This is a genomic window from Bartonella sp. AD328YNZD (assembly GCF_042196425.1).
In genome coordinates this window covers 1-6,547 of the sequence record NZ_JBHIQG010000123.1, presented here as the reverse complement: position 1 = coordinate 6,547, position 6,547 = coordinate 1, and the positions used below count along the sequence as shown (strand labels likewise).

The 6,547-nt window shown below is 37.8% G+C and carries 6 protein-coding genes and 1 pseudogene; 3 read left to right on the top strand and 4 right to left on the bottom strand.

Annotated elements, in window-relative coordinates:
* Both ACFIO3_RS06955 and ACFIO3_RS06950 read right to left on the bottom strand, forming a co-directional pair.
* Positions 1 to 755 (bottom strand): sigma-54-dependent transcriptional regulator (locus ACFIO3_RS06955; protein WP_375704239.1); only part of this gene is annotated, 755 nt, incomplete at its 3' end.
* A gap of 1 nt (position 756) precedes the next feature.
* Positions 757 to 3,021, bottom strand: a complete 2,265-nt coding sequence (locus ACFIO3_RS06950; protein WP_375704240.1) for an ATP-binding protein — start codon at positions 3,019 to 3,021, stop codon at positions 757 to 759.
* Between the two features lie 177 nt (positions 3,022 to 3,198).
* Here ACFIO3_RS06950 and rirA point away from each other — a divergent pair, with 177 nt between their 5' ends.
* Genes rirA through ACFIO3_RS06935 form a run of 3 tightly spaced genes read left to right on the top strand, consistent with a single transcriptional unit; the run spans position 3,199 to position 5,345 of the window.
* The gene (rirA, locus tag ACFIO3_RS06945) at positions 3,199 to 3,642 is read left to right on the top strand and encodes an iron-responsive transcriptional regulator RirA (RefSeq protein WP_375607659.1); all 444 of its coding nucleotides are present in this window, start codon (positions 3,199 to 3,201) and stop codon (positions 3,640 to 3,642) included.
* A 27-nt stretch (positions 3,643 to 3,669) separates the two neighbouring features.
* Positions 3,670 to 4,860, top strand: coding sequence for a bifunctional 2-C-methyl-D-erythritol 4-phosphate cytidylyltransferase/2-C-methyl-D-erythritol 2,4-cyclodiphosphate synthase (locus ACFIO3_RS06940; RefSeq protein ID WP_375607829.1), 1,191 nt, complete (start codon positions 3,670 to 3,672; stop codon positions 4,858 to 4,860).
* The gene (locus ACFIO3_RS06935) at positions 4,857 to 5,345 is read left to right on the top strand and encodes a CinA family protein (RefSeq protein WP_375607660.1); all 489 of its coding nucleotides are present in this window, start codon (positions 4,857 to 4,859) and stop codon (positions 5,343 to 5,345) included. The genes ACFIO3_RS06940 and ACFIO3_RS06935 overlap by 4 nt, the downstream gene beginning before the upstream one ends.
* A 600-nt stretch (positions 5,346 to 5,945) precedes the next feature.
* Here ACFIO3_RS06935 and ACFIO3_RS06930 read toward each other — a convergent pair.
* Both ACFIO3_RS06930 and ACFIO3_RS06925 read right to left on the bottom strand, forming a co-directional pair.
* On the bottom strand, positions 5,946 to 6,407 hold the full coding sequence (locus ACFIO3_RS06930; protein ID WP_375607661.1) for a type II toxin-antitoxin system RatA family toxin: 462 nt from the start codon (positions 6,405 to 6,407) through the stop codon (positions 5,946 to 5,948).
* A gap of 2 nt (positions 6,408 to 6,409) precedes the next feature.
* Positions 6,410 to 6,547: pseudogene (locus ACFIO3_RS06925) on the bottom strand (lipoyl synthase); the annotation flags it as partial.

Sequence of the window (6,547 nt, the reverse complement as noted above, 5' to 3'; positions counted from 1 at the left end):
CTAAGAATCTTACCTTGAGTCTCACGTGGCATATCAGCAATTTCATCAAGATAAAGTATTCCGCCATGGGCTTCCTCCAAGGCACCGATCTTGCGCTCTCTTCCCTCCATTTCGCTGCCAAACAACTCTATTTCCATTCTTTCCGGAGTAATCATTGCTGCATTTATTGTAACAAATGGCCCATTTGAACGTGTTGAGAATGCATGAATAGCTCGTGCAACAGTCTCTTTTCCCGCTCCTGAAGGACCTGTTATCATGATGCGACTATTGGTTGGCGCTACTTTTTCTATGATTTGACGCAAGTTTCTTATAACTGCTGATTTTCCAAGCAGCTCCAATGTCTCGTTTGAACGTTTTCGCAATTCTAAAAGCTCACGTTTTAAATTTGAGTTTTCAAGTGTTCTCTCTGCAACCAATACAAGTCTATCAGCTTTAAAAGGTTTTTCAATGAAATCATAGGCCCCTCGCTTTATAGCAGAAACGGCAGTCTCAATATTACCATGACCAGAGATCATAACGACCGGAAGAGCTGGATAGTGCGTTTTAATTTCATCAAGCAACGCTAAACCATCGAGGCGACTCCCCTGTAACCAAATATCTAAAAAAATGAGCTTTGGAATACGCTCACTAATTTGAGCTAATGCTTCATCAGAGTTACAAGCAACACGCGTTTCATAGCCTTCATCATCCAAAATACCAGCAACAAGTTCACGAATATCCGCTTCATCATCAACAATCAAGATATCTGATACCATACTATTCCCCTATCTTATGATTTATAGCTTGTATAATACTACCCTGCTTACCCCCAACCGTCGGAAACATCAAACGGATCATCGCACCACGACCTTCATAAAAACTCTCCGGTGCATCATGAAGCTCCATGGAACCACCGTGATCTTCAATAACTTTGCGCACAATGGCCAGCCCGAGTCCTGTTCCTTTCTCCCGTGTTGTTATATAAGGTTCTAATAACTTTTGTCTTTGCTCTTTAGGAAGTCCTTTTCCGTTATCAACAACATCCACAACCACCCATTCTTCTTGATGATAAGAACGGACAAGAATATGACCGTGAATATTTTCCTCTCGCATAACCGAATCTATGGATTCGCTCGCGTTTTTGATCACGTTGCAAAAAGCCTGTACAATGAGACGGTTATCAAATGCACCCATAAGTGGTAGAGTTCCTAAGTCTTGCTCAAAATGAATATCATGTCGTGTCACTTCTATCAAGAAGCACGCTTCACGCAACAATTCACGTATATCTAAAACATGCATTTGTGGTTTGGGCATACGTGCAAAAGAAGAAAACTCATCAACCATACGCCCAATATCTCCAACCTGTCGAATAATTGTATCAATACACCGCTCAAAGACCTCTCTATCTTGTGTAATAACTTTGTTATAACGTTTACGAATACGTTCAGCGGATAATTGAATAGGTGTGAGGGGATTTTTAATTTCGTGTGCAATACGCCGTGCAATATCCGCCCATGCCGCTGTACGTTGCGCTGCAACAAGGTCTGTAATATCATCAATTGTTAGAACCCAAGATCGCCCCTGTCCATCATCTTCCTCCATCGTAACTTGGACATTACAGACACGCTCTTTTCCTGCAACGTTTAAAGTGACCTGTTCACGGTGATTTTTACGATCCAATGAACGCGCAAACTGAAAAACCTGCCAAATTTCAGCACTTAAAGATAAAAGACTTTGTCCAACAACATGTTCAGAGCGAATATCAAACATCGCTTCAATAGACCGATTGATAATGGTGATATCACCATTATCATCTATTCCTGCTACTCCCGCCGTTACACCCGATAACACAGCTTCAGAAAAACGCCTTCTCTCATCAATTTGATCACGCACTGCAATCAACTCATTGCGCCGACTTTTCAATTCACTAACCATATAATTAAAAGTTTTAGATAATTGCCCAATATCGCCATCTTTTGCTCGTACTGGCACGAAAATTTCCATATTTCCAGACGCAACATCATCAGCAGCACTAATGAGAAGACGAATAGGACGTACTAAGCGATCAGCCACAGCAATAGCAGCCCAAATAGCTGATAAGAATAAACTAAAAAAAAGACATAAATAAAGCATACCAAATGCAATTTGTGTCAGAAGGCGATTTTCATTTAAATCACGATAACGATCCGTATTGACTTCTGTCAAACGCAAAGCAGATAAAACACCTTTATCAACGTCACGCACCAAATATAAAAATGTGTTTGGAATATTGGTAAATTTTAAAATAATACCGAAATAATCATGAACGCCTGGTTGAAAAGAAAAAGGCCTTGCACTGGTTGCACGCTCAATAAGATTGGAAGGAGGAATTGGCAGTTTATCCTCATCACCAAGAGCACTCGATACGAAAATAGTTCCACTAGAACTTAACAAAAATGCACCACGTAAATTGCGTCCCATAGCATGACGCGTCAATTGCATCCGATATTCAGCTGGATTACGTTCTAAAAGTTTTTTATTATCAAGTGCAAATGCCATAGCGTAGGATAAATTTTTTAAATTTTGAAGCATTTCATCTGCATAAGCATTTGCTAAATCAATAGAAGAACCCACAATTTGCCGTGTTGTTGTATCAAACCATCGATCAAGTCCTAAATTCAGTGCTGGCCCTGACACAAGAGCTACAGCAACAGCTGGCATTGTTGCAACAAGTGCAAACAATGAAATAAGGCGTACATGAAGACGTGAGCCTGCACGCCTTGAACGCCAAGCACGAATGATCGGAATCATCTCATAAAAAACGATGACAATAAGCCCTAAAACCCAAAAACTATTAATTCCTATAAGAATAAGGGTTACTGTTCTACTGGGAACAACAGGAGTTAAGCCAATAAGAATAATGAACGAAACAGAGGCTGTAAGTAAAGCCAACACAATAATTGTAATACCTAAAAAGATATATATCTTACTTAAACGATACAACTCATCATTAAAAGTATTTTTATCTATGTCTTGAAGATTCGTCACAGATGTTACATTCATCATAAGCTTACATACCCTTATTCCCATTATCCTCATATAATCTTTTGTAACAAAAATTGACAATAATAATACTACATTTAAAATAGAGCAAATATAGTCAATGAGAAAGAACTTCTGCATTTTGCAAAATATCTTTAAAATAAAATACGTTCGACGATACTTTACAAAGGAAATGAGATGCGATTAACAAAACAAACAAATTATGCTCTTCGGATGCTCATGTATTGTGCAGATAATCAGGAAACTCTCAGTCGTGTTCCAGAAATTGCTAAGGCATATGCCGTTTCAGAACTTTTTTTATTTAAAATCCTTCAACCGCTTGTTCAAGCAGGTTTTATCCAAACAGTGCGTGGACGCAATGGTGGTGTTAAATTGGCTAAACCTGCAGCAGAGATTTCAGTCGCTGATGTTGTGAAAGTAACAGAGGATAACTTTTCCCTAGCAGAATGTTTCGATACTGCAGAACCAACTTGCCCATTGATAGATTTTTGTGGTTTAAATACCGCACTTCAAAAAGCATTAAATGCTTTTTTTGAGGTATTATCAGTGATATCCTTGGCTGATTTACAACGATCAACCTTTCAAAATCATTTTAAAATTAATGATAAAAGAGTAAACTGAGGTTATAATAATATAAGGAGATTAAGTATTTCTATTGCAGCAATAATATTAGCCGCTGGACGCGGTGAAAGAGCGAGATCTTCACAAAAAATTCCAAAACAATATCGGCTTCTAGGACAAAAGCCGATTATTTATCATACCGTGCATTGTTTTTTGCAGCATCCAGCCATCACAACGATTATTCTCGTTATCCATCCAGAAGATCGTCAAATCTGTGAAAAAGCTATCGCCGACTTTAAAGAAAGCCTTATTATCATTGAAGGAGGCGATACACGTCAAATCTCTACCTTACATGGACTTAAAGCTCTCAGAAAATTTAATCCACAATATGTGCATATTCATGATGGTGTTCGCCCCTTTATCGAAAATGAGCTCCTTGATCACATTCATACCACCGTTACTCCTCAAGAAGGTGTTCTTCCTGTTCTGCCCATCGCGGATACCCTTAAACGTGTAAATAATCAGCATGTTTTAGAAACAATTCCACGCACCCATCTTTATAGTGCACAAACCCCACAGTGTTTTCCCTTTGAACATATCTTAGCGGCCCATAAACAAGCAAAACAAGCTTGCAAACAAGAATTCACTGACGATTCTGCAATTGCCGAATGGTTTGGAATTCCTATTCTTACTGTTCCAGGTGATCCTAACAACATAAAAATTACATGGCTCAAAGATTTTGATACCGCCCATTTATATCTCCAGAAAAAAATGCAAATGTTTCCTGATATCCGTACTGGTAATGGTTATGATGTTCATTCTTTCGAAGAAGGAGATTTTCTTATATTATGTGGTATCAAAATCCCTTTTTATAAAAAATTAAATGGACACTCCGATGCGGATGTCGCTCTTCATGCATTAACAGATGCCCTTCTTGCTACGCAAGGTGCAGGAGATATCGGTACCTATTTTCCTCCCTCTGATCTTCAATGGAAAAATGTATCATCAGAAATTTTTCTCCGTCATGCTCTTGATATTCTAAAACAAGCAGGTGGTCGCATTGCTAATGTTGATATCACAATTATCGCTGAAAATCCTAAAATTGGTCCTTATCGTCATGCCATGACAGAAAATCTTATGACAATACTTGCAATTACGCCTGATCGAATCTCTATCAAAGCAACAACAAATGAAAAGCTCGGATTTATTGGTCGTGGTGAAGGGATTGCTGCTCTTGCAACAGCGTGCGTTCTTTATCCAGGAGAAATTCCCCAATGACATATTTTTGTGAAAAACAAGCGCGTAAAGTCCTTAATACCTGTTGCCAAAAAGGTTTGCTGTTAACAACTGTAGAGTCTTGTACAGGAGGGCTCATTGCTGCAAACCTTACAAATATTGCGGGATCGTCAAATGTTCTGGATTGTGGATTTGTTGTTTATTCAAATGAATCCAAAACACGCCTTGTTGGCGTGTGTGCTGAACTTATAAAAACCTATGGTGCCGTTTCAAAAGAAGTTGCTCTTGCAATGGCTGAAGGCGGATTAAAACATTCACAAGCTGATATTGCAATTTCTGTAACAGGCGTTGCAGGACCAGGAGGCGCAAGTCTCAATAAACCTATAGGACTTGTGCATTGCGCAGTTGCTTACAAAAATCACTCCTCCCTACACAAAGAAATGCACTTTGGTCATCTTAATCGCAATGCTATCCGCCATGCAACAGTTGAAAATGCTTTTAAAATGATTCTGGAATTGCTTCACTGAATTCTCCCCACCAATTTTAAAACTCTCTATTCCACGTTGAGTCTATAATCATCAACCTCTTGAAAAAATAATTTATTGTATCATAAGTTGGAAATGAAAGATCTGAATAGTGTAAAGTTATCTCACTTTAGTTCTGTGTAGGTTGAATTAATCAAATTTATTTACTTGCACCCCACAAGAGAAAAAAATGTATAAATAAAATGATCAAAGAAAGGGACACTTGTACCTCTCTCTCAGGTGCTAAGAGCTGGCATAACATCTTGAGAGATAGCAAATAAATGGTGCAGACTGACTTCTTCATAAGTGTACAGATATAGATTTTATATACTTTTACGAGAATCTATCCTATTTATTATGAGCACTATTATGAAATGGATATATGCAAGCATGCTCTATTTGGGCGTTTTGTTTAACAAATGTGCATCCATTAAAAAAGAGAGAAACAAAAGCGTGAAGCTGTGCATCATCTTCATCATTTAAAGTGATATTCCTTCAGTATGTTTTGAAAGCTGCATTAAAAATAAATCGTAAAGATGAAAATCAGTTTTCATCTTTACACTTTTATAAACAATGTGTATTGTTAAAAAATAACAGAGTAAATTATGCTATTGTCGAGCCATAAATCTGATGTGCACGTTTTTCAAAGGCATCGGTAAATTTACGAAACGCAATATCAAACATTGAACCCATCACGCGTCCCAGCATTTTACTTTTAAATTCATAATCAATAAAAAACTCTACATTACATGCATTGGTATTTTCAATATTATGAAATACCCAACGATTTTCAAGATATTTAAATGGACCATCAATATAGTTAACCTCTATCAAACTTTTCTTCGGCTGAAGAAAAACCTGGGTCGTAAAAGTTTCTCGAATAACTTTATAACCAACTGTCATATCCGCAAGAAGCAATGTCTTTTCGTCACATTCCTTGCGAGAACGTATTATTAAAGCCTCACACATTGGTAAAAACTCAGGATAACGTTCAATATCTGACACAAGATCAAACATCTCATGAGCACTATGGGCAACTTGCCGATGTGTTGAAAAAGTTGGCATAATTATCTCTGTAAGGCAAATTTTTCATCACGCGCTTTTTGCAAAATGGCAAAATCATCTCCTGCATGATGAGATGAACGCGTTAGAGGATTGGAGGCCATATGTAAAAATCCTTTTACTTTACCAATCTTGGCAAAAGA

Coding starts and splice junctions, on each gene's coding strand:
- rirA (WP_375607659.1), top strand. CDS start 3,199: ATGCGATTAACAAAACAAACAAATTATGCTCTTCGGATGCTCATGTAT.
- ACFIO3_RS06935 (WP_375607660.1), top strand. CDS start 4,857: ATGACATATTTTTGTGAAAAACAAGCGCGTAAAGTCCTTAATACCTGT.
- ACFIO3_RS06950 (WP_375704240.1), bottom strand. CDS start 3,021: ATGAATGTAACATCTGTGACGAATCTTCAAGACATAGATAAAAATACT.
- ACFIO3_RS06930 (WP_375607661.1), bottom strand. CDS start 6,407: ATGCCAACTTTTTCAACACATCGGCAAGTTGCCCATAGTGCTCATGAG.